This is a genomic window from Streptomyces sp. TSRI0281, assembly GCF_001905125.1.
Lineage (GTDB): Bacteria > Actinomycetota > Actinomycetes > Streptomycetales > Streptomycetaceae > Streptomyces.
On sequence record NZ_LWLE01000015.1, the window covers coordinates 92,284 to 115,242 of the forward strand.

A 22,959-nucleotide genomic window follows, 5' to 3' on the forward strand; every position below is an offset into this window, starting at 1 on the left:
CGGTCGGCCCGCCGGTGCGCTCAGCCCGCCGGTGCGACGGAACGCGCGTCGGTGTCCCCGAGCGGTGCGTCGTCCAGCGGCCCCCGGCGGCTGTCGGACCACGCGGCCCAGAGCGCGGCGTACGGGCCGCCCGCGGCGACGAGTTCGTCGTGTGTGCCGGTCTCCACGACCCGCCCCTCGTCGAGGACGACGATGCGGTCGGCGGTGGCGGCCTGCGGGAGCCGGTGGGCGACCATCAGGCCCGTCCGCCCCTCCAGAGCCTTGAGCGCGGCCTCCTCCAGGACCCTGGCTCCCGCGCTTCCGGCGTCGGCGGTCGCCTCGTCGAGAATGGCGATCGGCGGATCGGCGAGAACCAGGCGGGCCAGGGCGAGATGCTGGGCCTGGGTCACCGTCAGCCGGTGCCCGCCCTCGCCCACGACGGTGGCCAGACCGTCGGGCAGGGCCTCGGCCCACCGCAGGGCACCGACGTGGTCCAGGGCAGCGCGCAGTTCGTCGTCCGTGGCCTCGGGGCGGGCGAGCCGCAGATCCTCCGCCAGCGGACCGGCGAACACATGCACTTCCTGGCTGATCAGCGTCACCGCGCTCCGTACGCCCGCCGGGCCCAGCTCACGGACATCGACCCCACCCAGGGCGATCGACCCGCTCAGCGGCTCATGGACACCCGCGATGACCTTGGCCAGCGTGGTCTTCCCGGCGCCGCTCGCCCCCACCAGCGCCACCCGTTCCCCGCTGTGCACCTCCAGAGCGACATCGCACAGCACGGGACGCCCGGCGGCGTACGCGTGGTGGAGGGCGGTCACCTTGACCGAGCCGTCCACCGGAGCGCCGCGCCCCGGTGCGGTGCGCTCGGCCGGCAGCTTCGACACCCCGATCAGGCGGGCGAAGCTCGCGCCCGCGGACTGGGCGTCGTCGATGAGGAACAGCGTGGCGTTGATCGGGTTGAACAGGCTGTGGAAGTAGAGCGCTGCGGCGGTGGCCGTACCGATGGTCACCGAGCCGTTGTCGACCAGCAGGAAGCCGGTGCCGAGCATCGCGGCCAGACCGATGAACTCGCCGAGGTTCAGCCGCGAGAAGAAGCCGGTGACGATGTGGAGGCCACGCAGCGCCAGATCACGGGCGGACGCGGAGCGGCCCTCCAGCAGCGCGGCGTGCGTGTCGCCCAGACGGAAGGCGCGCACGGTGCGTACGCCGCCGACACTGTCGAGGAGCTGGTGCTGGAGCGCGCCGGTGGCGACCCGGTGTTCGGCGTACACGGGCGCGGCCCGGCGCAGGTACCAGCGTACGGACAGCACCTGAACGGGCATGGCCAGAAGCGCCGCCAGCAGGAACCGCCAGTCGAGCACGGTCAGTCCGACCAGGGTCAGCACGATGGTGAGGGCGGAGCGGATGAACTCCGGCAGCGCCTGGCGCACCGATTTCGCGATCATGGAGACATCGCTGGTGACCCGGGAGACCAGGTCTCCCGAGCCGGCCGCCTCGACGCGTTCGAGCGGCAGCCGCAGCGCCCGCTCGATGAACTGCTCGCGCACGGCCGCGAGTACGGTCTCGCCGAGCCGGGCCACCAGGGAGCTGCCGATCGCCGCGGCGGCGCCGCGTGCCAGTGCCACCACGATGAGCAGGACCAGCGGCAGCGTCAGGGCGTGGGAGCCCCGCTGTTCCACCACCAGGTCGACGATGTGCCCGAGCAGGGGAGCGGTCAGCAGCCCGATCGCCGTTCCGATGACCAGCACGGTGAACGCGCCCACGGTCAGGGGCCGGTGGCCGCGCAGCATCGTGCGGAGCGCCGCGAGGCACTCGGCGCCGGTGGCGGTCGGCAGGAGAGCGCGGTCCGGCCGGTCCGCAGGGGTGCCGCTCATGGACTCTGCCGCCTCTTCCGACTCGGGGGTGGTGGCCGCTCCGGCGTGCTCTTCGTACGTGGACGTCATGCCAGCACCGTCGCTCGGTAGGTCTCGTCGGCGACGAGTTCGGCGTGGTGGCCCGTGGTGGTCACGGTGCCCTCTTCGAGGACGACCACCCGGTCGGTCACGGCGAGGAGAGCCGGACTGGTCGTGACCAGGACGGTGGTACGGCCCCGGCGGACCGTGCGCAGCCGCGCGGCGATCCGGGACTCGGTGACGGTGTCCACGGCGGTCGTCGGGTCGTGCAGGACCAGCACGGGCCGGTCGGCGGCGAGTGCGCGGGCGAGCGCGACGCGCTGGCGCTGTCCGCCGGACAGGGACCGGCCGCGTTCGGCGAGCAGCGTGTCCGCCCCGTCGGGAAGCAGCCGTGCCACCTCGTCCGCGGTGGAGGCGGCGAGGGCGTCGTCCACGGCGGTGGGGGCCCTGTCCACGGCGGGGGAGGTGCCGTCCGTGGAGCGGGAGGTGCCGTCCGTGGCGGCGGAGGTGCCGACCACCGCGGACGAACCGGCCCCGGCCTTCACATTGTCCAGCAGGCTGCTCTCGAACAGGTCGGCGTCGTGGTGGGCCACCAGGACGGAGCGGCGCAGCCCATCGGGGTCGAGCTCGGTCAGCGGTACGCCGTCGAGTTCGATCACGCCCTCGGCCGGGTCCGCCTCCCTGGCGAGGCAGCGCAGGAGGTCGTTCGCGGCGGCCGGGTCCCTGGTGACGACACCGGTCAGGCTGCCGGCCCCGATGTCGAGGTCGACTCCCCGCAGCGCGCCCAGGGACACCCCGCGCAGCCGGACGTGGACGGCGGTCCGGCCGGACGGTTCCGCGTGTCCGCCCTCCACGGCCGCGGGCGAGGCCAGGACCTCGGCGATCCGGCGTGCGGAGGCGCGTCCCTGGGCGAACTCCGCGTTGACGTAGGTGAGCAGCTGGAACGGGCCGAGGAGGAACTGCGCGAGACCCACCGCCGCCACCAGCTCACCGACGCTGATGGTGCCGCGCATCGCGAGGTAGGCGCCCACGATGCCGATGACCGCGATGAAGACGCCGGTCAGGGCGAGGACGGCGCCCTCGTGTCCGGCCCGGCTGCGGGCCGCCCGCAGTGCCGCGGCGAGCGAGTCCTGGCTGGTCGTGCGGTAGCGGGACACGGCGGCCGACTCGGCGCCCATGCCCTTGAGGACCCGCAGCCCGGCGACCAGGTCGGCGGCGACTCCGGAGGCGTGTGCGGCACGCTCCTGCTCGGTCTCGCTGCGGCGTTCGAGGGGTCGGCTGATGCGGTGCCCGAGCCAGAGCAGCGGGGGGATGCCGAGCAGGACGAGCAGCCCGAGCGGCACGGAGATCCGCAGCAGCGCCACCGCGCTGACCGTCAGGGCGGCCACCGCCGCCAGGCCGTACGCCAGGACGGTCGCGACCGAGCCCACCCGTCGGGCGTCGTTGGTGGCGATGCTGGTCAGCGCGCCCGGCAGCCGGTTCGTGTCGGCGCCGCCGCGCGGGTCGAGCACCCGGGCGCCGAGTTCCAGCCGGAGCCGGTGCGCGGCGTGTTCGCCCGCGCCCTCGGCGATCCGGGCGCTGGTCCGGTAACACGTGGACAGCACGAGGAAGAGGGCCGCGAGCACCAGCAGCCACCGCAGCAGCGCCTCGGAGGAACCGGTCGCCACCGCCGTGTCGATGGCTGCCCCGATGACCACCGGCACCAGAGCCTCACAGCCCTGGTGCGTCATGCCGAGCAGCGATGCCGAGACCACGCGGCGGCGTTGGCCTCTGATCGCTTCGCGGAGGACATGGCCCCCGGTCGGTCCTCCCACTGGCATGCGGCCCTCCGCGAAGATGTCAGACAGTTAGGTAAGGCTACTCTAATTTCATGGCAGGAAGGTGCCTCCTGATGGTAGGGGGGGGTAGCTCCGTCGCGACGCCCCGTTCGCGACTCCGCGCCTCTGTTGCCGGTCGCGGCCGCGTTCCTCTACTCGCAGTCAGGGACAGCGCGTTGACCGCCCACGTGTGTTCGGTTAGCCTCACCTAAGTCTTGATCTGTGTCCCTGCATGACGTTGCTTGCGGTGGAACTGACTGCCGTCAGGGGGAGTTGTCGTTGCCGGTCGTAGCCCGCGCGGTGCCCGGGAACCAGGCCGCCGCTCCGGCCGCTGCCCGGCCCGGCCGGGGAGTGACGGCGCTGCGGGGCGTGGGCCTGCTCGCGGCGCTCGGCGCCCTGGTCCTGGTCGGACTTCTCAGCGTGTGGGTGGGGACGCGGGGCATCCCGTTCACCTCCACCTGGAACGTGCTGTGGAATCCCGACGACTCCGAGACCTCGATCATCATCCATGACTACCGCATCCCCAGAACCCTTCTCGGCCTTCTGGTCGGAATGGCACTCGGTCTGTCCGGGGCGCTGATGCAGGCCCTGACCCGCAACCCGCTCGCCGACCCGGGACTGCTCGGCATCAGTCTGGGCGCCTCCGCCGGAGTGGTCGTGGCCATCGCCTTCCTCGGCATGGGCTCGGTCCTCGGCTATGTGTGGTTCGCCTTCATCGGAGCGGCCGTCGCGTCGGTGGTGGTGTATCTGCTGGGTGCCTCGGGCCGCAAGGTGGCCACGCCCGACCGGCTGGTCGTCGCCGGAGCGGCGTTGACCGCGGTGCTCTACGCCTTCAACTCGGCCGTGCTCCTGCTCAACCCGCGCGCATTCGACCAGTTCCGGTTCTGGACGGTGGGCTCCCTCGCGGGCCGGTACTACGACGTCATCCAGGTCATCCTGCCGTTCGTCGCCGTCGGCGTCCTGATCGCCCTCGGCCTCGCCCCGTCGCTCAACGCCCTGGGGCTCGGCGACGAGGTGAGCCGTGCCCTGGGTCTGAACGTCGGCCGGACCCGGGCGCTGGGCGCGGTCGCGGTCATGCTGCTGTGCGGCGCCGCCACCGCCGCGGCGGGGCCGATCGGCTTCGTCGGGCTCGCCGTTCCGCATGTCGCCCGGTTCGTCGTCGGACCCGACCAACGGTGGGTGCTGGCGTACTCGATGCTGCTCGCGCCGATCCTGCTCATCGGAGCGGATGTCCTCGGGCGGGTGCTGGGCTCGCCGGGCGAGGTCCAGGTCGGCATCATCACCGCGTTTCTCGGTGCGCCGCTGTTCATCGCGCTGTGCCGCCGTCGAAAGCTGGTCATGCTGTGAGCGCTGTACGGGAGAAGATCTCCGCCGCCGGGAAGTCCCCGGACCGGGCCGGGAGACTCACCGAACGGCCGCGGGTCGTCAGCGGGATGGTCCTGCGCTCCCGGTCCGGGGGAATGTCCGTACGGCTCCAGGGGCGCACCCTGGCCGTGACGGGTGTGGTGCTCGTCGCGCTCCTCGTGGTCATGCTCGTCACGCTCACCACCGGCGACTTCGAACTGTCCGTCGGCGAAGTCCTCCGGGCCGTGGTGGGCAACGGATCGGGCGGCGCCGACTTCATCGTCAACACCCTGCGTATGCCCCGCCTGCTCACCGCGCTGTGCGTGGGCGCCGCCCTCGCGGTCAGCGGCGCCATCCTGCAGAGCCTGACCGGCAACTCCCTCGGCAGCCCCGACATCATCGGCTTCACCAACGGCTCGGCGGTCGGGGCGCTCGTCGTCATCATCGTGCTGCACGGCAGCATGACGCAGATCGCGGTGGGCGCGCTGATCGGCGGCCTCGCCACCGCCGCCGCCATCTATCTCCTCATGCTGGGCAGGGGGTTGCAGGGCTTCCGGCTGGTTGTCGTGGGCATCGGCGTGAGCGCCCTGCTGCTCTCCGTCAACTCGTACCTGATCACCCGGGCCACCTGGCAGGAGGCGCTGGAGGCGCAGGCGTGGCTGATCGGAAGCCTGAGCAACCGGGGCTGGCCGCACGCGAACGCCATCCTGGCCGCCGTCGCCGTACTGCTCCCGCTCGCCCTCTTCTTCTCCCGCCGGCTCTCCATGGTGGAGATGGGGGATGTCACCGCGATGGCGCTCGGGGTCAACGTGGCGCGCACGCGCGCGGTGCTGCTCCTCATCAGTGTCGCGCTCGCCGCGTTCGCCACGGCCGTGACCGGCCCCATCTGGTTCGTGGCGCTGGCGGCGCCCCAACTGGCCCGCCGGCTCACCCGGTCCTCAGGTCCGGGGCTGATGTCCGCCGCGCTCATGGGAGCGCTGCTGCTGGCCGCGAGCGACCTGGTGGCCCAGCGTGTCTTCGCCCCCGCGCTCCTTCCGGTGGGCACGGCGACCGGGACCCTCGGCGGGCTGTACCTCATCTGGCTGCTGATCAACGAGTCGCGAAAGAGCCGCGCATGACCGAGAAGACCGCATCACACGCAACGACCGCATCACACGCAACGACCGCATCACACGTCTCGACCGCATCGGCCACGCCGGCCGCTGCGGCCACGAAGTCCGCATCGGGCACGTCCGTCGCAGCGGCCACGACGACCGACAGGTCCGGGACGAAACAACCCGGTCCCCGCCTGCGCGCCGAGGACCTGACACTGTCCTACGACCAGCGGACCGTGGCCACCCACCTCGGTGTGGACATTCCCGACAACTCCTTCACCGTGATCATCGGGCCGAACGCCTGCGGGAAGTCCACCCTTCTCAAGGCGCTCGCCCGGATGCTCAAACCCCGGGCCGGGCAGGTCCAGCTGGACGGAGCGCCCATCGGCTCCTACCGGTCGCGCGAGGTCGCCCGCCGACTGGGGCTGCTGCCGCAGTCCTCGACAGCGCCCGGCGGCATCACGGTCGGTGACCTCGTGGCCCGGGGCCGCTATCCGCACCAGGGGATGCTGAAGCAGTGGTCCGCGGAGGACGAGGCAGCCGTCGTCGGGGCGATGGAGCAGACCGGCGTGCTGGACCTGGCCGACCGCTCCGTCGACGATCTCTCCGGTGGGCAACGCCAGCGCGTCTGGCTCTCGATGGTGCTCGCACAGCAGACCTCCATCCTGCTCCTGGACGAACCCACCACGTTCCTCGACATCGCCCACCAGGTCGAGGTGCTCGACCTCTGCGCCGACCTGCACGCCCGTAAGGGGCACACCGTCGTCGCGGTCCTCCACGACCTCAACCAGGCGTGCCGCTACGCCACTCACCTCATCGTGATGCGCCCCGGCGGCACGGTGGCGGCCGAGGGCGACCCGGCCACCGTCATGACCGCCGAGCTGGTCGAGGACGTCTTCGGGCTGCCGTGCCGGATCATCGACGATCCCGAGACCGGCTCCCCGCTGATGGTGCCCGCGGCGCCGCGACGGTACGTGCCCCAGGACAGTGCGACCGAGCACGGCGCGCCCGAGGACCCTACGGGCGGGACCTCCATCACCGACACCGTGATGGCCGAGACCAGCTAGGACGGAGAACCGCGCACGATGCTCTGCACACGGCTGACGAACGCCAACATCCTCACCATGGACCCCGACCGCCCCGTCGCCCACGACCTGGGCATGTGGCGGGGCCGGATCGTCGGCCTGGACGAGGAGGTGACCGCGCTTCCCACGCGTGAGGTCATCGACCTCCAAGGTGCCACCGTGCTCCCCGGGTTCATCGACAGCCATGTCCACCTCGCGTGGACCGGTCTGAAGGCGCGCACCCCGAGCGTCGCCCCCTGCGAGCGGATCGAGGACGTGCTCGCGGCGGTGGCGGACGCCGTCTCCCGGAAGGCTCCCGGCGCCTGGGTGGACCTGGCGGGTTACGACCAAAGGGCCCTGGGGCGGCATCTGACCGCCGCCGAGCTGGACCGGGTCAGTGACGGCCGCCGGGTGTTCCTGATGCACGACTCCGGACACGCCTGCGTGGTCAGCAGTGCTGTGCTCGGCCAGTTGCCGGCCGACGTACCGCGCCAGGACGGGTTCCTGGTGGAGGGCGCCATGACGGCCGCCCGGCGGCTGCGTCCGGCGTACTCCCAGGCCGAACTCGCCGACGCGATCGAGCACGCGGGCCGCGCCTGCCTCGCCGAAGGGGTGACCGCCTGCGCCGAGGCGGGCATCGGCGGCGGACTGCTGGGCCACAGCCCGGTCGAGCTCGGCGCCTACCAACTGCTCAGGGACCAGGGCCGGTTGCCTCTCCGGGTCCAGCTCATGGCGGCCGGTGACACCCTGCGGCCGCTCACCACGCACCCGGACGACGGCATCCCGCGCGCCCTGGACCTCGGAATGCGCACCGGCTTCGGCGACGACTGGCTCTCGCTGGGCGCGCTCAAGATCTACACCGACGGCGGCATGATGGCGCGTACGGCGGCGCTCACCTCCCCGTACGAGGGCACGACCCTGGCCGGGCAGCTCCAGGACGACCCCGCCCGCCTCGCGGACCTCATCGTGGACGGGCACCTCGCCGGGTGGCAGCTCGCCGTCCACGCCATCGGCGACCGCGCCGCAGACCTCGCGCTGGACGCCCTGGAGCGGGCGCAGAGGCTACGGCCGCGCCCGGACGCGCGGCACCGCATCGAGCACGCCGGGCTGATCCGCCCCGACCAGCTCCCACGTTTCGCGCGGCTCGGCGTCAGCGCGGTGATCCAGCCGAACTTCCTGCGCTACTTCGGCGACGACTACGCGACGGTCATGGGGGAGCGGCGGGCCCCGTGGATGTACCGGGGCCGTGGGTTCCTCGACCACGGTGTCACGGTCGTGGGCAGCTCCGACCGGCCCGTCACGGACGGATCGCCGCTGCGCGCGGTCCAGTTCATGGTCGAGCGCGCCTCCGTCTCGGGCCGGCTGATCGGCCCGGACGAGAGCGTCACCGTCGACGAGGCCCTGCGCGCCTACACGGTCGCCGGTGCGTACGCCTGCCGCTGGGACGGCAGCGCCGGCAGTCTCACGCCGGGGAAGCGGGCCGACCTCGTGGTGCTGGGCGATGATCCGACACATGTCGACACCTCCCGGATCGGTGACATCGAGGTCCTGTCGACCTTCGTGGACGGCCGCGACACGAGGCGGGTGACGCGGTCGTGAGCGCGCGGGCGGACGGCCTCGAATCCTGGGCGTCCCTGTGGCAGCCGCGGACGTCCCCGCCCCGGTGGGTCATCTGGAACGCGGACGGGGACACCATGGCCTTCGACCGGGAGCTCAACGTTCCGGCCCCCGTGGAGGACGAGTTCCTGCCCGAGGTCCTGCACCGGATGCGCCGCGCCGGGGTGCCGGAGAGCGACGACTACCCGGGACGCCCGTGCGCCTGATGACGCCCCCGGCGGTCATGGGCAGGGACCCGCTGCCGGAGCCCTGGGTGCCCGGCGCGGGCCCGAGGCTGTGGTCCCTGCGCGTGGGCGAGTACCGGGACCGGGCCGTCGCACGGCAAGCGGTGCTGGACGGTACGGAGCTGGCGCGCTGCCGGGCCTTCCTGCGCGACAGCGACCGCGACCGCTACCGGGTCGCGCATGTGGCGCTGCGACAACTGCTCGGCGCCTACCTCGACCGGGATCCGGCGGACGTACGGCTGACGCGCGAGCCCTGTCCCGGCTGCGGTGAACCGCACGGCCGCCCGGCGGTGGCCGCAGGCGCACCGCACTTCTCCCTCTCCCACTCACGCGACGCCGTCCTGATGGCCTTCGCCGACACTCCGGTCGGCGTCGACGTCGAGGCGACGCCCGATGCCGTGACGGCGGCGGAGATGGGAGCGCTGTTCCACCCGGCCGAGCGCGCGGAGCTGGCGGCACTGCCGTACGCGGCCCGGCCGGCCGCGGTGGTTCGCTGCTGGGCCCGCAAGGAGGCCTATCTCAAGGGCGTCGGCATCGGCCTGGGCGAGGACCTCTCCGTCACACACGTGGGGGCGGGGCCCGCACCGGCGGCCGTCCCCGGCTGGACGCTCACCGATGTGCCCGCCCGGCCGGGCTACGCGGCCGCCTGTGCGATCCGTACGGCGGACTCCCGTACGAACCGCGGCTGAATGCGGCGGGGTTCGCCCGGCCGGGCCGCGGGCGGCGGCCGGGCGCGCCTCGACCGGGCGGCGCACATCCGGACTTGGTCGATTAGATTAGGTGAGGCTAACCTTAGTTCCGCTGTCGCGTCGGAGCCCCGAAGCGCTCCAACTGCCCTTCGCGCACGGTGGAACCGAGGAAGGAACGCCTTGACCACGGCTACGCCCCGCCCCGTCATGCCGCTGCCGCGCCCGCCCGGTCCGCTCCCGCTCCTGGTGCGCACCGCGGAGCCCGGGGACGCCGCCGCGCTCTCCGCGCTCTCCGAGCCGTTCGTCCGCTCGGGCGCGCTGCGCGAGCGCCCTTCGGCGGTGTACGCCGCCCGTGCCGCCGACTTCTTCGTCGCCGAGGCGTCCGACGGAACCCTTGAGGGCTGCCTGGCGTTGGGCGTGCACGCCGACGCGGTGCGCGAGGGCAGCGCCTCCGGCGTCCTCTACAACTTCTGTGTCGCCCGGCACCGGCAGGGAAGCGGTCTGGGCGCACGGCTGCTGGGCGCCGCGCTGACCGGCGCGCGGGCCCGGTCGCTCGTGGCGTTGTTCACGGCGACGACCGGCAGCGGCCGCCTCTTCCTCCGGTACGGCTTCGCTCCGGCCCCCGCGAGCGCCGCCCCCGCGTCCTGGGCGCGAACCCTCGACTCCGGGCGAGGCGCACGGATACTCGCCCGCGCGCTCTGACGGCCCTTAGGCGGGCGCGCCGGAGCGGTCGGGTGCCCGGTCCGGGACGACCGTGGTGCCGGGGCTCCGCTCCAACAGGACGCCGTCCAGCACCGCGTGCGGCACCCGGCCGTCGAGGACCTGCGCACGGCCGACCCCGGACCGGACCGCCCGCAGGCAGCCCTCCATCTTCGGGAGCATCCCGCTGGCGAGCCGTGGAAGCAGTTCGCCCAACTCCGCGGCCGTCAGCCGGTCGATGACCTCGGTGCTGTGCGGCCAGTCCGCGTACAGCCCCTCGACGTCGGTGAGCATCACGAGCCGGTCGGCGCCGAGGGCGACGGCCAGCGCCGACGCCGCGAGATCGGCGTTGACGTTGTAGATCTGTCCGTCCGTGCCGCGTGCGACGGGGGAGACGACCGGGATGCGGCCCTGGTCGAGCAGTGCCCGTACGGTCTGCGGGTTCACGGTCACGATGTCGCCGACGAGACCGATGTCCACCGGGCGTCCGTCCACCCGCGCGGTGCGGCGCACGGCGATCATGGTGTGCGCGTCCTCGCCCGACATGCCCACGCCGAAGGGCCCATGCGCGTTGATCGCGCCGACGATATCGCGCTGGACCCGCCCCGTGAGCACCATCCGGACCACGTCCATGGTCTCCGGGGTGGTCACCCGCAGACCGGCCTCGAAACGGACCTCCAGCCCGAGCCGGTCGAGCATCGAGCTGATCTGCGGTCCGCCGCCGTGCACCACGACCGGGAGCACGCCGGCGCGCCGCAGCTCCACGACATCCCGCGCGAACGTCTGCTGGAGGGTGTCGTCCACCATGGCGTTGCCACCGAACTTGATGACCACCGTCCGGTCCCGTAGTGCCTCCGCGGCAGGATGCCCGGACGGAAGTTCCGCTGCCATGACTCGCTGTCCGACGGTGCTGCTCATCTCTGCCGCCACCCCGCTCATGTTCGTCCGTCTCTTTTCCGTGGTGCGGGGAAGCCGTCAGCCGGTACGCGGGTCCGCGCCGGGCCGCAGATCACGCAGCAGGCCGTCCGTCGTGCAGACGACGCCGCTGCGTGCGGCCCAGCGAAGGGCCGTGGAGTGCTCCTCGGCGGAGAGATCGGCCACGGCGTCGGCGACGACGAAGGGCTGGATGTCGTTCATGAAGGCGTCCGACGCGGTCAGCAGGACACCGAGCTGCGCGTACACGCCGCAGAGGATCAGCTGGTCGCGGCCCTTCGACCGCAGCAGTCGGCCGAGGTGGCTGTGGAGGAAGGCGTTGGGGCGGACGTGGGGCAGTACGTACTCGCCGGGGCGGGGTGTGAGGGGCTCGATGATCGCGGAGTCCTCGGGCTCGTCGCCGATGCCCGGCCCCCACACATCGGCGACGAGCCCGCGCCGGCCGGGGGACTGGGCGGCCGGCTCGGTGCCGAAGACGACCGGAATGCCGAGCCGCCCGGCGAGTTCCCGTAGCGCGGCGATGTTCTCGACGAGTTCCACGACCGGCGACCGTCGCGCGGGGAAGGCGCGTACGAAGTGGTTCTGCATGTCGTGGACCAGCAGCGCGGCGCGTCCGCTGTCGATGGCCCAGGGGGCGTACGAGCGGGGGAGGGCCGAGCGGTTGGGCATGGAGTAGGACGCGATGACCGGCAAGCCCATGGCTGGCCCCTCCCGGATGACCGGGCCCGTGGACCGAGCCCTCAAACGATGATTAGCTTAGCCTAACCTAATCAATTGCGATCTATGTTTCCGCGGGGCGCCCGGAGGTGACCGCGCCCGCCGCAACCCTCCCCGCGCCCGAGCGAGTTGACATATCCGGCGACCGGGCCGGGCCTCGTGGGAGCAACTGTCGTACGAGTGCGTCCGCGGCCCACTTCTCCCAGCGCGACGGAAGCCAGCCGCGGCCGGTGACCAGCAGGCCGTAGGTCTCCGGGCCGAGAACCATGAGCGCGATGTCGGCGGCCGACGCGGCGTCGTGACCGTCCCGCAGCGATCCGCCGGTCTTCTCCGTCAGTGCCCGGGCGAAGCGGAGCTGGACGGTGTGCCGCTGCTCCTGGTTGATCCGCCACAGCTCGGCCAGCTCCGGATCCGAGGCCGCCGCGCCGCGTACGACGTCCAGGACCGGTGCGGCGCGTTCCAGGATCAGGCGGGCTCCGGTGGCCTGGAGGGTGAGCTGGAGGGCCGGGTCCGGTTCGCCGATGACCCTGCGGGCCCAGGGGCGGTCCAGGGTCGCCACCTGGTCCGAGTCGCCGGCGATCGTGTTGTCCAGGACTTCCTTGAGCAGGACGCGTTTGTTGCGGAAGGTGAAGTAGACGGTCTGCGTGCCGACTTCGGCGGCGCGGGCGATGTCCTCCACGGTCGCGCCGGCCCAGCCGCGCGTGCTGTGCGTCGAACCCCCGGACGCGGGCGTCGCCCGGACATGTCTGGAGCGCGGCATCCATCTGGTCGCCATCGGGGCCACCCGCCGACAGCTCGACGCGATGGCGGAGCTGCACGATCCGGGGGTCCGCGCGGGCGCCACCGCGCTGCTCGGCGTCGGCGTCGCCCCCGGGCTGACGAACCTGCTCGCCCGACGCGCCCACGAAGCCGTCGGCGGCGCGGAGAGCCTTCGCCTGACGGTGCTGCTCGGCTCCGGAAACGGCATGGAGCCGACGCGTTGCGCTGGACCGTCCAGGGGCTGGCCGAGCCCGCCACCGCGGGCCCGGAGCGGACCGTTCTACCGGGCTTCGGAGCCCGGACCGCCCATCCGTTCCCCTGCTCCGACCAGCACACCCTTCGGCGCACCCTCGGGGTGCCGGACGTGACCACCCGGCTCTGCCTCGATTCACGGCCGCTGACCGGGACGCTGTTCGCGCTGCGGCGCGCCGGACTGCTGCGCGTCGCGCGCCGGCCGGCCGCTCAACGGCTGCTGACCGGAGTCTTCCGCCGCGTCCACACCGGCGGTGACGCCTTCGCCGTACGCGCCGACGCCCGGCATGGTGACCGGCACGCCGCGTACGGCCTCACGGGCCGCGCACAGAGCCGCGTCACCGATCTGGTCGCGGCCTTCGCCGCCCGCGAACTGATGACGGGTTCGCTGCCCGCCGGGGGCCATCACATCGAGCAACTACCGTTTCTGGACGGAGTTCTGGGATGGCTGGGGTCGCACGGAGTCACGACGCGGCGCCTGGACGGAGCGGTGAACGGAACCGGGCCCGCCGGAGCCCTCGTGCGCCGGTACAGCGATCACCGGTCGTCGAAGCGAACAGAAGATGCTCCGTGGATTCGGTGACATCCGGCGCTTCCCGCGACTGATTACCGTTGACCGGTTGATCACACACCAGCGGGAGAGAACCGATGCCCGAAGAGATGCACGGCGGTGGCCGTTCAGCATCCCCGAATCCACCGTCCGCTGAAGGGCAGCTCAGCACACGCGAGGGGAAGCCGTCGCGCGGAACCGGGGGCGAGCTCTCGCCCCGGGCCCGGGAACAGCTGGTCCGCGCGATGGAGCAGAAGGAGCTCCACCGCGGTCGCATGGCGAAGAAGGCCGGCCGGGACCTCGCCGACGACATGTGGGCGAACATCATGGTGAGCCTGCACGTACGGCTGGGCAACCACGGCCCCGTCGAGCACCTTGACCCGTATCTGAGCAGCTGCGTCAGCAACCAGCTCAGGAAGCTGCGTGCCACGGTCGAGATCCTGGTCGGCGACGAGAGCCTGGCACTTCTCAAGGGCGACCCCGACTTCGGGGAAGCGCTCGAACTCAACCACGAGCTGATCGAACTCGTCAGGAACATCCGTGCCTCGGGCGTCCTCAAGCCCGCCGAGGCGGACGTCTTCGTCCTGTCCCAGGTGGTGGGCCAGGATCTCGACACGATCGGGCAGTGGCTCGACCCGCCGACGACGTCCCGGGCCGTGGCCCGGATCCGCCGCAGGGCCGTCAAGAAGGTCAACCGCGCGTATCACGAGGGCAAGTTCGCCGATCTCGGGTACGGGCCGACGCGTGAGCGCACGCGGGACACGGCGCGCGACTAGAGGCCCGAGGCTGGAGCGCCCCGCTGCCGGGCGGCCCGGAGGACCCGGTCCGCGCGGACGGCGGGGAGGTCTATCACCTCTCACCGGTCGACGAAGGAGTTCTTGTGTTCGCACCTCTCACCGCGTTGGTGGCACCACTGGCTGCCATCTGGAATGGAGTCGTCACCTGGTTCATCAGGCTCATCACGCCCGAATCGGCTCTGACTCTGCCGCGTGCTGTCGTCGCGCCTCCGGCGGGCGCACCCGTGCGCATCGACCTTCCGGGCCAGGTGGCACGGCTGTGACCGGCACACCCCGCACGACGAGCTGACCGCATATGGGGGAGCGGTCAGCTCGTCGAACGGGTGGTCACCGGCGTCATGGACGGGCCGTGAGTGACCCGCGGCGTGAGGAGAGATAAGAACTCACGCCGATGGAGAAGGGCTCCCGGAGGCCGGGAGCCCTTCTCACGTCCGCAGACAGATATCGCGGCCCGGTCAGGCGGCCGCCGAACCCTCAAGCCCACTCCCGACGCCCGAGGACGGCACCATGAACGGCTTGATCCAGGAACTTCTCGCCCTGGGGGTACCGCTGTGGCTCGTGTACCCGCTCCTCCTGACCGTGGCCCTGGTGCTGGTCATCCGCACCGCGGCTTCCGGTATCGCCGAGGTCGTGAGAGCGACGCACCCGGGCGAGTCCGCCGACGCGGTCACCATGCAGGCCAACCGCATCCGGCACCGGCAGTGGAAGGCCCGACGACGCGACGGGAACCGCCGGGCCCGCCGCGCACGACGCGTCCGCGTCCGAGCGGGCGTCCGGGACCGGTTCACGGGCCGCCGCACCGGTCGATACGCCGACAGCCTGATCGTCCTGCCCAGGCTCGTTCTGCCGCCGGACACGGGCGCCGGTGGGGCGGCAGCCGTATACCGGCGGGGGATGGGCGCGTAAATATGCCCAACCCGAGTGCTTTCAGGTCCCGTTCGTCACCGCCGCTGTGGGGCGCGGCGGCCGGGCCCCGAGCCGCCGGGGCCGTCCACGACGGACGTGCTCCCTCGACCCGCCCCGGTGACAGGTCAGTTCAGCGGTACGGGAGGCGGCGTGCCGTAGAAGGTGATCGGCGGCCAGCCCTTCGCCTCGGCGAGCGCGGACAGCGCCTCGGCGATCTCCATCGGCGTGATCTCCTGCGCCGACGGAACGCCGTTGGGCCGGTCCACTCGTACGCTGAACGTCAAATCCATCAGCAGGTCGGAGCCGGAGGCATTGGCCTGGGCCGTGAACTCCGTCCCCGGATCGAACTCCACCGAGGCCGGCCCCGATTCCTCCGCACCGGCGGCCGTGGCCGTCCCGGCGGACGCGAACGCGGCGCCCGCCACCGCCGATCCCGAATACCCCAGCAGTGACCGCCTGGACATGCTCGACATGGTCCCCTCCTCCTGTCGCCGCTCCCGTCCCACCTGCGGGAGCCGAGGTCGATCATATGAGCGATATTTCTGCGACGGGGTGCCTTCTCGTCCTTTCTTCCAACGAGAACTGACACACCGCCATATCCCGTGCCCAGCAGCCTCTGCGGGGGCCGCCGAAAGCAGTTCGGCCGGATCAACGCCCTCTCAGGACCCGGTCGAGCGCCGCCCGCCCCGCCGGACCCCACGCCGGCTTGCCGCCGGGCAGGCCGCGGTCCCCGTTCTGGCCCATCAGCATCAGGAAGAGGCTCTTCAGCGCGGCCAGTCCGCGGGCACGCCGGACCGTCGCCTCGTCAGCCTCCGCGTACGCGGCGAAGAAGCGTTCTGCCGCACCGGCCGGCAGCAGCACCCAGGCAGCCGCCAGGTCCGATGCCGGGTCACCGGCGGACAGGTCGCCGAAGTCGACAACGCCCGCCAGCGTCCCGTCCGCGACGACGACGTTCGCGGGATGCAGGTCGCCGTGCACCCACACCGGCGGACCCTCCCACGCGGGGGCCGCGAGGGCGTCGTCCCAGACGGCCCGGACATCGGCGGCGTCGGAGCCGATCGTGCCGGCGTCGACGGAGTCGAAGAACTGGTCGAAGCTGTCCTTGTATTCCGTGGGGTGCACCCCACGGCCGGCATCAACCGCCGCGTCGGCGGGCGCAGCCACATGCAGCGCCCGGAGGAACGCCGCCAGGGTTTCGGCCGCGTGCTCGCCGCGGGTGATCGTCCCGTGGTCCAACGGCAGGCCCGGCACCCACGTCATGACCGTCCAGATCTTGGGGAACCGCTCGGATGGCGCACCACTCCGCACCGGGACGGGGATGGGCAACGGCAGGCGTGGGGCGAGCAGCGGCAGCCACCGGCGCTCCTTGAGCTGGTGATCGGGCTCGGTGTCCATACGCTGGATCCGCACGGCCAGCTCGTCCCCGAGGCGCCACATCTGGTTGCCCCAGCCGCCCTCCACCTCGCGGAGAGGCAACTCGGCCAGGTCCGGATGCTGGTCCCGCAGCAGGTGGCGGACAAGACCCGCGGTGATCTCGGTCTCGGTCTCAGTCATTGATCGTTGGAGGCGCGGTACTCCTTGCGGGCCCGTTCCCTCCGTCCCCTTTCCATCCGTGCGTGCACCTTTCCCGCACACGACTTACCGATCATCTTCTACGACGCCGGCCTCATCGAGGGCCGGATTCGGCCCCCTGCACGGGTTCCTGTTCCCCGGAGCGTCCGTCGACGGCACGGGCGAGGCGCTCGACGGTCCGGTGCGCGAAAACTTCTCGCACCTTCAGCGGCAGCCCGGCCTTGCGAGCGGCGTTGACCAGCCGGATCGCAGCGAGGCTGTTTCCGCCGAGGTCGAAGAACGCGACGTCGGCGCCGACGTCGGTAAGGCCGAGCTCCTGCGCGAACAGCCGGCACAGGAGTCCTTGGCCCCGGAAGCGGGAGACCGCCGGGAAGCCCCATCCGGTAGCTCCGGGGCGGGCAACGCCCCGCGGTGCAGTTTGCCGTTGGGGGTCAGCGGAAGCGCATCCAGCACAACGATCGATCCGGGCACCATAGAGCCGGGGAGCGCCTCTCCCGCGAAAGCCCGCAGGTCCACCGTGTCGAGAGGTGCGCGGCCGGTCCGTCCGGGACGGTGGGAACCACGTAGCCGACCAGCTGCTTGTCCCCTGGGCGGTCCTCGCGGATCACCACGGCGGCCTGCGCAGCACTCTCGTGAGCGGCCAGAGTGTTCTCCCCTTCGCCGAGTTCGATACGGAAACCCCGGAGCTTCACCTGCTGGTCGACCCGGCCGATGTGGTCGAGGGTGCCGCCGTCCCTGAGTACCCGCGCGATCTCCGGCATGGCGCGCTGCGGGTCCATCCAGTGCCAGGCCATGGAGACCAGCAGCGCGTCGGCCCCGCCGTCGGGCAGGGGCATCCGCTCGCCGGTCCCGGTCACCAGAAGCGCCCGCGGACAGTTGCGGGCCAGAGCCCCGCCCATGCGCAGGTCTGGTTCGACGGCGACGACGTTCGGCACGCGGTCCATCAGGGACCGGGTCAGCTTGCCGGTGCCGGCAGCGAGGTCAACCACCGTCTCGCAGCCGTTCGGGAGGAGCCAGTCCAGGACTGCTGTCGGCACGCCGGGCCGAAAGCGGTCGTAACGATCGGCGATCTCACCGAAAGACAATGCCTGCGTTCCACTCTCGCTCATGCCTGTTGCTCCTCAGCACCCATATCTCAGTCGGGACACGCAGCGTTCCTGGCGACCTTCCCCTCGACCTCGTCCGGCAGATCGAGTCCGGCCATCTCGGCGATGCTCGCCGCATGGAGCACGACGTCGGCAAGTTCCGCGGCTACCGACGTGGCTAGTGGCCCTTTGACCATGGAGCATCGGCCAAATCGCCTGAATCGACGGTGGAGCGGCGTCAGACCTTGTGCGCGAGATGCCAACGAGCTCGCTTGGATGTCCGGTTCCTTGCGAGCGAGCACGGCACCGGGCTGCTGATCTGCGTCGCCGGCGACTTCACCCGTTCTGACGTGCACGCGGCAGTGAGCGATCGAGCTCCCTCGGGCCGGGAATTCAGTTATCAGGGAGTGCCCGCCACGGAGCATCGCGAGCTGTCGCAGTGACGGTCGTCATGAAGAGTCGGCGAGGGGCGTTACGTAGGCTTGCACGGGGAACGCTGCCCCGACATGCGACTCGTTGTAGGGTGGAAAACGCCCTTGACCTGCAAAAACGCAGGCAGGGAGCATGACCCTGGGAGTTTCTCGATGATGCGTACGATGTTCAAGTCCAAGATTCACCGGGCCACCGTGACCCAGGCCGACCTGCACTATGTCGGATCCGTGACCATCGACGGCGAGCTGATGGAAGCCGCCGATCTGCTGCCCGGTGAACTCGTGCACATCGTCGACATCGACAACGGCGCACGCCTGGAGACGTACGTCATCGAGGGTGAGCGCGGTTCGGGTGTCATCGGCATCAACGGGGCGGCCGCCCACCTCGTGCACCCCGGCGACCTGGTCATCCTGATCAGCTACGCGCAGGTCGACGACGCCGAGGCCCGCGCCCTGACCCCGACAGTGGTCCACGTCGACGCGGACAACCGGATCGTCGCGCTCGGCGACGACACCTCCGCGCCGGTTCCGGGGACCCGCACGGAACGCAGCCCGCACGCGGTGCCCGCGGCCGGCTGACCCGCCCCATCCACGCCCGCACACAGCAGGGAGCCCCGCCATGGCAGAGAACTCCGCAGTAGAGATCCGGGACGACCGGGCCCACGGCAATCTCGTGGCCTACGAGGACGGCAAGGCGGCCGGAGTCATCGCGTACTTCGTGATGGACCCGGCGCCCGGCGCCCTCGTCGCCGTGCACACCGTCGTCGAACCGGGCCACGAGGGCAAGGGCATCGCGGGCGCCCTCGTCCAGGAGTTCTACGTCATGGCGGCCCGTGAGGGAGTCCCCGTCGTTCCGCTCTGCCCGTACGCGGCGAAATGGGCGCAGCGCCACCCCGAGCAGGCACCCGTTGCCCCCGCCGAACTGGTCCAGGAGGCGGAGCGGCAGCTCACATCCCACCCCGAGCTGTTCTGACCTGTGAGGACGCCCCACGCGGGCGGCCGGACAGGCGCGGGCGGAGGGATCTGCGGCGCACACGTGTGGACTCGACGGGCGCGGGCAGCCGCACCGGGAGACGGTGGAGATGAGCTCCACCCGTACGTTGCCCGATGCTCTGGAGGTCCGAGATGACCCACCCGTACCCCGATCCCGTACCGCCGTCGCCGACCCCCGCACCCGTGCCCGGTCCGCCCGCGCCCCTGCCCGGTCCGCCGCCCGTACCGCCGGGCCCCGGCCCCATGCCTCCGGGGCCGTCGCCGGACCCGATTCCGCAGCCGCCGCAGCCCGACCCCGATCCCGTACCGGAGCCGGAGCCCTCGCCCCAGCCGGCCGGGTGAGGCCTTGAGCCCCTGAGCCGTCACGAGGGCTGTTGTCCGGTCCGTCACGAGGGCAGGGAGGTCGCGCCACCGGGCTCGATCAGCGCGTTCGCGTGGGCGAGACCGCTCTCCGCCGCGATCGAGTCCAGCGACTGGGCGTCCCGCACCGGGGCGAACAGCACATCGGCGCAACCGTCGGCCGCCGCGGCCCGGAAGCCGTACACGGCGGGCCGCGGCAGGCTGTTGTACGCCCAGGGGGTGGAGAAGTAGTAGGCCCCCGTGTCGTACAGCACGACGAAGTCGCCCTCGCGCAGCTCCGGCAGCTCCCGGCCGTGCGCCACCACGTCCCCGGCGAAGCAGCACGGGCCCGCGATGTCCTGAGCCAGCGCCGGCCCTTCCTTCGGGCGCCCGTCCGCGCCGAACGCTCCGACCCGCAACGGCCAGGCGTCGGGCATGAGGACGGTACGGGTGGCGGTCTGCGCACCCGCATGGGTGAGCGCGATACGGCGGCCGCCCGCGTCCTTCGTGTACTCCACCAGAGCGCCGATGAAGCCGTTCTTCGCGAGCAGGGACCGGCCGAACTCGGTGACGAGCGCGTAGCGGCCGTCGAAGAGGCCGGGCACCGCGTCCGTGAGGGCGGCCACGTAGTCGGCGCAGGTGGGGCGGACCGTGTCGTCGTCGAAGTTGACCGGGAGCCCGCCGCCGATGTCGAGGCTGGTGATCCGCCGGGTTCCCAGCCGCTCGTTGATCTCCTCGGCCAGCCGGTACGTCTCGGCGATCCCGGCCGCGATGAGTTCCAACGGGCAGCCCTGGGAGCCGACATGGGCATGCAGCCGGGTCAGCCACGGCCGGTCCGCGAACGCCTGGACGACGGCCTCGCGGGCCCCCGCGTCACGCAGCGCCACCCCGAACTTGGACGTGGCCGTCGCCGTGCTCATCGCCCCGATGGAACCACCGCCCACCTGTGGATTGACCCGCAGTCCGAGGACGGACACGGTGTCACGGGAGCGCAGTTCGTCGATCCGCCGCAGCTCCTGGAGGCTGTCGGCGTTGACGGCCACGCCCAGCGCGAGCGCCAGCCGGAGCTCCTCACGCGTCTTGGCGGGGGAGTCCAGGACGATGACCGAGGGCGCGAACCCGGCGTCCAGGGCGAGCCGCAGCTCACCGGGGCCGGCCACCTCGCACCCCATCCCGCAGTCGGCCAGCAGTCGCAGTACCGGAATCAGGGAGGCGGCCTTCGCCGCGAACGTGTGGAGCACATCGGGCGTCGCGGCGAACGCGTCCCGCAGCGCGGCGACACTCTCGCGTACGCCATCGATGTCGATGAAGCCCACGACGGCGCCGCGCTCGCCCAGCAGCCCCTGCTCGACGGCCGCGCGGACGGCGTCGTCGAACCTGGCGGCCGGGCGCGTACCGGTGTCCTGGAAGGAAGTCTGTGTCATACGGCGAGAGTCGGTGATGACGGCCCCACAGGTCTTTGTCGAGAAGGACAAGACTGGCGGCAATCCCTGGCCGCACGGGCAACCGCCGTACGGAAACGTACCGAACCGCTCAAACGTCACCCGTCAGGCGCACGGCCAGCGAGAGGAGCAGCCGGGTGTCCGGGTCGTCCACATCGACACCGAAGCGCTCCCGTACGCGCCGCAGCCGGTACCGCAGGGTGTTGGGATGCACCATGAGCCGGTGCGCCGCCCTCGTCACATCGCCCGAGGCGTCGAGGTGGGCGGCGATCGAGCGGACCAGTTCGCCGCCGGTCGCGAGATCGGCGCGCACGAGATCGTGCACCGGCCCGCCGCCCGCGTCCCACAGGGGCCGTACGGCGTCCAGCATGCGCAGGACATCGAGGGCCGTGCCCACCCCCGACGCTCCGGCGTACCGGAGCGGAACCGCGTCGGCGCCGCGCCGCTCCCGTTCGCGCAGCACCCGTACGACGAGCACGGCCTCCTCGCACGAGCCGGCGGCGCCCGTGGCGGACGCGGCCACGGACCCGGCCCCGACCCGGACGGGAACCCCGCCGGGCAACGACGTCGCGACCCGGTCCAGCTCCCGGGCCAGCGCGAGCGCTTCCCGGTCCTGCCCGCGGTCGGCGGGCAGCAGGACCAGCAGCCGGGCCCGTTCGCGCAGGACCAGCACCGTGCGACGGTACGAGGCGGCCTGGAGGGCCAGTACGTCCAGGGCGCGGTCGGCCCGCGACGGTGAACCGGCGCCGGGGTCGGGCACCACGGCCAGCACCGCACACGGCTCGTCCGGTGCCAGGCCCAGCGACCAGGCATGGGTACGGCGGTCCCCCCGGCCGTACAGAAGTCCGCGCAGGGCGTGGTCCCGGCGGCGTAGGGCACCGCTCTCGCGCAGCCGGTGCCGTACCAGGTGGGGCGCGGCGGCCCCGGCGGCGCGGCGCAGCGCCTCCCCGGCCCGGGGGGACAGCGGGCGGCCGTCCGCGGCCGCCCAGATCGAACCGAGCACTTCGGTGCCGTTGCGCACGGCGATGATCAGGCGCTCCGGGCTGTCGCCGTCGGCCGGGCGGTGGATGACGTCCCGCGAGGTCCACAGGTTCCGCAGAATCCCGCTGCGGCGCAGCTCGGCCACGCGCCACTCGGGAACCCGGCCGCCCAGGATCGTGGACCGGCGTACGCCGTCGGCCTCGGGCCGGGTGGCGGAGTGGGCCAGCACCCGGAACCGGGTGTCCTCGATGGTGATCGAGCCGCCGGTGGACTCGGCGATGGAGGCGGCGAGCGCGCTCAGCCCGCCCGCCGGACCGTCGTCAGCCACCGCGCCGTCGTTCCGGCCGGCCCGGCCGTACGCGAGCGCGGAGCGCAGCAGCGTCGCCGTGTCGGTCCAGTCCGTCCACACCGCGCGGGCCAGCAGCGCGATCCCCGACTCCTCGGCCGCGGCGAGCACTTCCGGTGCCGTGGCCGCACCCTCCGCCTCGCGCAGCACCACGGCACAGGCGCCCTGCCGGGCCGCCCGGCGCACCGGCTCCGCCGCCTCGGCCAGGGCCGCCGATGCCCCGACCGCCAGGACGATGTGCGCCTCGGCGGACCGGTCCGCCTCCTCGTCGCCGAACGCGACGCCCCGGACCTCGATGTCCTGCCCGGAGGGTGCCAGCAGCAGCCGCAGCGTCCCGCTGTCGTCGAACGCCAGGATCTCCCGGAGCGTGCCGCCGGACGCCGGGACGCCGTGGGGCGGTCCGCTGTTCATGGCACCGAGCATACGAGCGGGGC

The 22,959-nt window shown here is 72.2% G+C and carries 25 protein-coding genes; 14 read left to right on the forward strand and 11 right to left on the reverse strand.

All coding sequences use genetic code 11. The features are described from left to right. Window positions 1-20 precede the first annotated feature (20 nt). Window positions 21-1,925: an ABC transporter ATP-binding protein gene (locus A6A29_RS22205; RefSeq protein WP_107468282.1), complete on the reverse strand. Its 1,905-nt coding sequence runs from the start codon at window positions 1,923-1,925 to the stop codon at window positions 21-23. Continuing rightward, the gene (locus A6A29_RS22210; RefSeq protein WP_079182944.1) at window positions 1,922-3,694 is read right to left on the reverse strand and encodes an ABC transporter ATP-binding protein; all 1,773 of its coding nucleotides are present in this window, start codon (window positions 3,692-3,694) and stop codon (window positions 1,922-1,924) included. Before A6A29_RS22210 ends, A6A29_RS22205 begins: the two co-directional genes overlap by 4 nt. Before the next feature lie 276 nt (window positions 3,695-3,970). Between A6A29_RS22210 and A6A29_RS22215 the strand changes: the two genes are divergently transcribed. From A6A29_RS22215 to A6A29_RS22245, 7 genes are all read left to right on the forward strand, one after another. Beyond that, window positions 3,971-5,038, forward strand: a complete 1,068-nt coding sequence (locus tag A6A29_RS22215) for a FecCD family ABC transporter permease (protein ID WP_198953134.1) — start codon at window positions 3,971-3,973, stop codon at window positions 5,036-5,038. Then, window positions 5,035-6,153: a FecCD family ABC transporter permease gene (locus tag A6A29_RS22220; RefSeq protein ID WP_198953135.1), complete on the forward strand. Its 1,119-nt coding sequence runs from the start codon at window positions 5,035-5,037 to the stop codon at window positions 6,151-6,153. Before A6A29_RS22215 ends, A6A29_RS22220 begins: the two co-directional genes overlap by 4 nt. Before the next feature lie 170 nt (window positions 6,154-6,323). Continuing rightward, the gene (locus tag A6A29_RS22225; RefSeq protein ID WP_073722321.1) at window positions 6,324-7,196 is read left to right on the forward strand and encodes an ABC transporter ATP-binding protein; all 873 of its coding nucleotides are present in this window, start codon (window positions 6,324-6,326) and stop codon (window positions 7,194-7,196) included. Between the two features lie 18 nt (window positions 7,197-7,214). Next, window positions 7,215-8,792 carry an amidohydrolase gene (locus tag A6A29_RS22230; RefSeq protein WP_073722249.1) on the forward strand — a complete coding sequence of 526 codons (1,578 nt, stop codon included), beginning with the start codon at window positions 7,215-7,217 and terminating at the stop codon, window positions 8,790-8,792. Further along, window positions 8,789-9,016 carry a hypothetical protein gene (locus tag A6A29_RS22235; RefSeq protein WP_073722251.1) on the forward strand — a complete coding sequence of 76 codons (228 nt, stop codon included), beginning with the start codon at window positions 8,789-8,791 and terminating at the stop codon, window positions 9,014-9,016. Before A6A29_RS22230 ends, A6A29_RS22235 begins: the two co-directional genes overlap by 4 nt. Further along, entirely contained in the window at window positions 9,016-9,723 is a 708-nt protein-coding gene (locus A6A29_RS22240) for a 4'-phosphopantetheinyl transferase family protein (RefSeq protein WP_073722322.1), read from the forward strand. Before A6A29_RS22235 ends, A6A29_RS22240 begins: the two co-directional genes overlap by 1 nt. 180 nt (window positions 9,724-9,903) lie before the next feature. Further along, window positions 9,904-10,425 (forward strand): GNAT family N-acetyltransferase, encoded by a 522-nt coding sequence (locus tag A6A29_RS22245; RefSeq protein WP_073722253.1) that lies wholly within the window; start codon window positions 9,904-9,906, stop codon window positions 10,423-10,425. A gap of 6 nt (window positions 10,426-10,431) precedes the next feature. On the opposite strand, the gene argB is transcribed toward A6A29_RS22245, so the two are convergent. From argB to A6A29_RS22260, 3 genes are all read right to left on the reverse strand, one after another. After that, entirely contained in the window at window positions 10,432-11,313 is an 882-nt protein-coding gene (argB, locus tag A6A29_RS22250; protein ID WP_073722323.1) for an acetylglutamate kinase, read from the reverse strand. An 84-nt stretch (window positions 11,314-11,397) separates the two neighbouring features. Next, window positions 11,398-12,054: an isochorismatase family protein gene (locus tag A6A29_RS22255; RefSeq protein ID WP_073722254.1), complete on the reverse strand. Its 657-nt coding sequence runs from the start codon at window positions 12,052-12,054 to the stop codon at window positions 11,398-11,400. A gap of 82 nt (window positions 12,055-12,136) precedes the next feature. Beyond that, entirely contained in the window at window positions 12,137-12,751 is a 615-nt protein-coding gene (locus A6A29_RS22260; RefSeq protein WP_241838603.1) for a TetR/AcrR family transcriptional regulator, read from the reverse strand. On the opposite strand from A6A29_RS22260, the gene A6A29_RS46775 reads away from it, so the two are divergent. The 5 genes from A6A29_RS46775 (at window position 12,741) to A6A29_RS22280 (ending at window position 15,336) form a co-directional block, all read left to right on the forward strand. Continuing rightward, window positions 12,741-13,199 carry a hypothetical protein gene (locus tag A6A29_RS46775; RefSeq protein ID WP_241838604.1) on the forward strand — a complete coding sequence of 153 codons (459 nt, stop codon included), beginning with the start codon at window positions 12,741-12,743 and terminating at the stop codon, window positions 13,197-13,199. The two genes, A6A29_RS22260 and A6A29_RS46775, sit on opposite strands and share 11 nt — an antisense overlap. Continuing rightward, window positions 13,196-13,666 carry a hypothetical protein gene (locus A6A29_RS46780; protein ID WP_241838605.1) on the forward strand — a complete coding sequence of 157 codons (471 nt, stop codon included), beginning with the start codon at window positions 13,196-13,198 and terminating at the stop codon, window positions 13,664-13,666. Before A6A29_RS46775 ends, A6A29_RS46780 begins: the two co-directional genes overlap by 4 nt. Before the next feature lie 212 nt (window positions 13,667-13,878). Continuing rightward, a complete protein-coding gene (locus A6A29_RS22270; protein ID WP_073722256.1) occupies window positions 13,879-14,409 on the forward strand; it encodes a hypothetical protein in 531 nt (176 codons plus the stop codon). Window positions 14,410-14,513: 104 nt separating this feature from the next. Next, the gene (locus A6A29_RS22275; protein ID WP_073722258.1) at window positions 14,514-14,693 is read left to right on the forward strand and encodes a hypothetical protein; all 180 of its coding nucleotides are present in this window, start codon (window positions 14,514-14,516) and stop codon (window positions 14,691-14,693) included. Window positions 14,694-14,937: 244 nt separating this feature from the next. Continuing rightward, the gene (locus A6A29_RS22280; RefSeq protein WP_073722260.1) at window positions 14,938-15,336 is read left to right on the forward strand and encodes a hypothetical protein; all 399 of its coding nucleotides are present in this window, start codon (window positions 14,938-14,940) and stop codon (window positions 15,334-15,336) included. 125 nt (window positions 15,337-15,461) lie between these two features. Here the strand turns inward: A6A29_RS22280 and A6A29_RS22285 are convergent, their stop codons facing one another. From A6A29_RS22285 to A6A29_RS22300, 4 genes are all read right to left on the reverse strand, one after another. Further along, a complete protein-coding gene (locus tag A6A29_RS22285) occupies window positions 15,462-15,809 on the reverse strand; it encodes a hypothetical protein (protein ID WP_073722262.1) in 348 nt (115 codons plus the stop codon). A gap of 175 nt (window positions 15,810-15,984) precedes the next feature. Next, window positions 15,985-16,890 (reverse strand): phosphotransferase, encoded by a 906-nt coding sequence (locus A6A29_RS22290; RefSeq protein ID WP_073722264.1) that lies wholly within the window; start codon window positions 16,888-16,890, stop codon window positions 15,985-15,987. Between the two features lie 112 nt (window positions 16,891-17,002). Further along, window positions 17,003-17,371, reverse strand: coding sequence for an acyl carrier protein (locus tag A6A29_RS48125; protein WP_079182946.1), 369 nt, complete (start codon window positions 17,369-17,371; stop codon window positions 17,003-17,005). Further along, window positions 17,340-18,017, reverse strand: coding sequence for a class I SAM-dependent methyltransferase (locus A6A29_RS22300; RefSeq protein ID WP_198953136.1), 678 nt, complete (start codon window positions 18,015-18,017; stop codon window positions 17,340-17,342). The genes A6A29_RS48125 and A6A29_RS22300 overlap by 32 nt, the downstream gene beginning before the upstream one ends. A gap of 560 nt (window positions 18,018-18,577) precedes the next feature. On the opposite strand from A6A29_RS22300, the gene panD reads away from it, so the two are divergent. Together panD and A6A29_RS22310 are read left to right on the forward strand one after the other, a co-directional pair. Further along, window positions 18,578-19,003, forward strand: a complete 426-nt coding sequence (gene panD / locus A6A29_RS22305) for an aspartate 1-decarboxylase (protein ID WP_073722268.1) — start codon at window positions 18,578-18,580, stop codon at window positions 19,001-19,003. 40 nt (window positions 19,004-19,043) lie between these two features. Further along, window positions 19,044-19,397, forward strand: a complete 354-nt coding sequence (locus A6A29_RS22310) for a GNAT family N-acetyltransferase (RefSeq protein ID WP_073722270.1) — start codon at window positions 19,044-19,046, stop codon at window positions 19,395-19,397. A 406-nt stretch (window positions 19,398-19,803) separates the two neighbouring features. Here the strand turns inward: A6A29_RS22310 and A6A29_RS22320 are convergent, their stop codons facing one another. Both A6A29_RS22320 and A6A29_RS22325 read right to left on the reverse strand, forming a co-directional pair. Then, the gene (locus A6A29_RS22320) at window positions 19,804-21,180 is read right to left on the reverse strand and encodes a diaminopimelate decarboxylase (protein ID WP_073722272.1); all 1,377 of its coding nucleotides are present in this window, start codon (window positions 21,178-21,180) and stop codon (window positions 19,804-19,806) included. A gap of 109 nt (window positions 21,181-21,289) precedes the next feature. Next, the gene (locus A6A29_RS22325) at window positions 21,290-22,936 is read right to left on the reverse strand and encodes a helix-turn-helix domain-containing protein (protein ID WP_073722325.1); all 1,647 of its coding nucleotides are present in this window, start codon (window positions 22,934-22,936) and stop codon (window positions 21,290-21,292) included. Window positions 22,937-22,959 lie beyond the last annotated feature (23 nt).

Bases quoted from the DNA above. Each gene is read 5' to 3' on its own strand.
- A6A29_RS22205 (WP_107468282.1), bottom strand. From the start codon at position 1,925: ATGACGTCCACGTACGAAGAGCACGCCGGAGCGGCCACCACCCCCGAG.
- A6A29_RS22210 (WP_079182944.1), bottom strand. From the start codon at position 3,694: ATGCCAGTGGGAGGACCGACCGGGGGCCATGTCCTCCGCGAAGCGATC.
- A6A29_RS22230 (WP_073722249.1), top strand. From the start codon at position 7,215: ATGCTCTGCACACGGCTGACGAACGCCAACATCCTCACCATGGACCCC.
- A6A29_RS22240 (WP_073722322.1), top strand. From the start codon at position 9,016: ATGACGCCCCCGGCGGTCATGGGCAGGGACCCGCTGCCGGAGCCCTGG.
- argB (WP_073722323.1), bottom strand. From the start codon at position 11,313: ATGGCAGCGGAACTTCCGTCCGGGCATCCTGCCGCGGAGGCACTACGG.
- A6A29_RS22255 (WP_073722254.1), bottom strand. From the start codon at position 12,054: ATGGGCTTGCCGGTCATCGCGTCCTACTCCATGCCCAACCGCTCGGCC.
- A6A29_RS46775 (WP_241838604.1), top strand. From the start codon at position 12,741: ATGTCCTCCACGGTCGCGCCGGCCCAGCCGCGCGTGCTGTGCGTCGAA.
- A6A29_RS22270 (WP_073722256.1), top strand. From the start codon at position 13,879: ATGGAGCAGAAGGAGCTCCACCGCGGTCGCATGGCGAAGAAGGCCGGC.
- A6A29_RS22280 (WP_073722260.1), top strand. From the start codon at position 14,938: ATGAACGGCTTGATCCAGGAACTTCTCGCCCTGGGGGTACCGCTGTGG.
- A6A29_RS22285 (WP_073722262.1), bottom strand. From the start codon at position 15,809: ATGTCGAGCATGTCCAGGCGGTCACTGCTGGGGTATTCGGGATCGGCG.
- A6A29_RS22290 (WP_073722264.1), bottom strand. From the start codon at position 16,890: ATGACTGAGACCGAGACCGAGATCACCGCGGGTCTTGTCCGCCACCTG.
- A6A29_RS22300 (WP_198953136.1), bottom strand. From the start codon at position 18,017: ATGAGCGAGAGTGGAACGCAGGCATTGTCTTTCGGTGAGATCGCCGAT.
- panD (WP_073722268.1), top strand. From the start codon at position 18,578: ATGATGCGTACGATGTTCAAGTCCAAGATTCACCGGGCCACCGTGACC.
- A6A29_RS22310 (WP_073722270.1), top strand. From the start codon at position 19,044: ATGGCAGAGAACTCCGCAGTAGAGATCCGGGACGACCGGGCCCACGGC.
- A6A29_RS22320 (WP_073722272.1), bottom strand. From the start codon at position 21,180: ATGACACAGACTTCCTTCCAGGACACCGGTACGCGCCCGGCCGCCAGG.
- A6A29_RS22325 (WP_073722325.1), bottom strand. From the start codon at position 22,936: ATGAACAGCGGACCGCCCCACGGCGTCCCGGCGTCCGGCGGCACGCTC.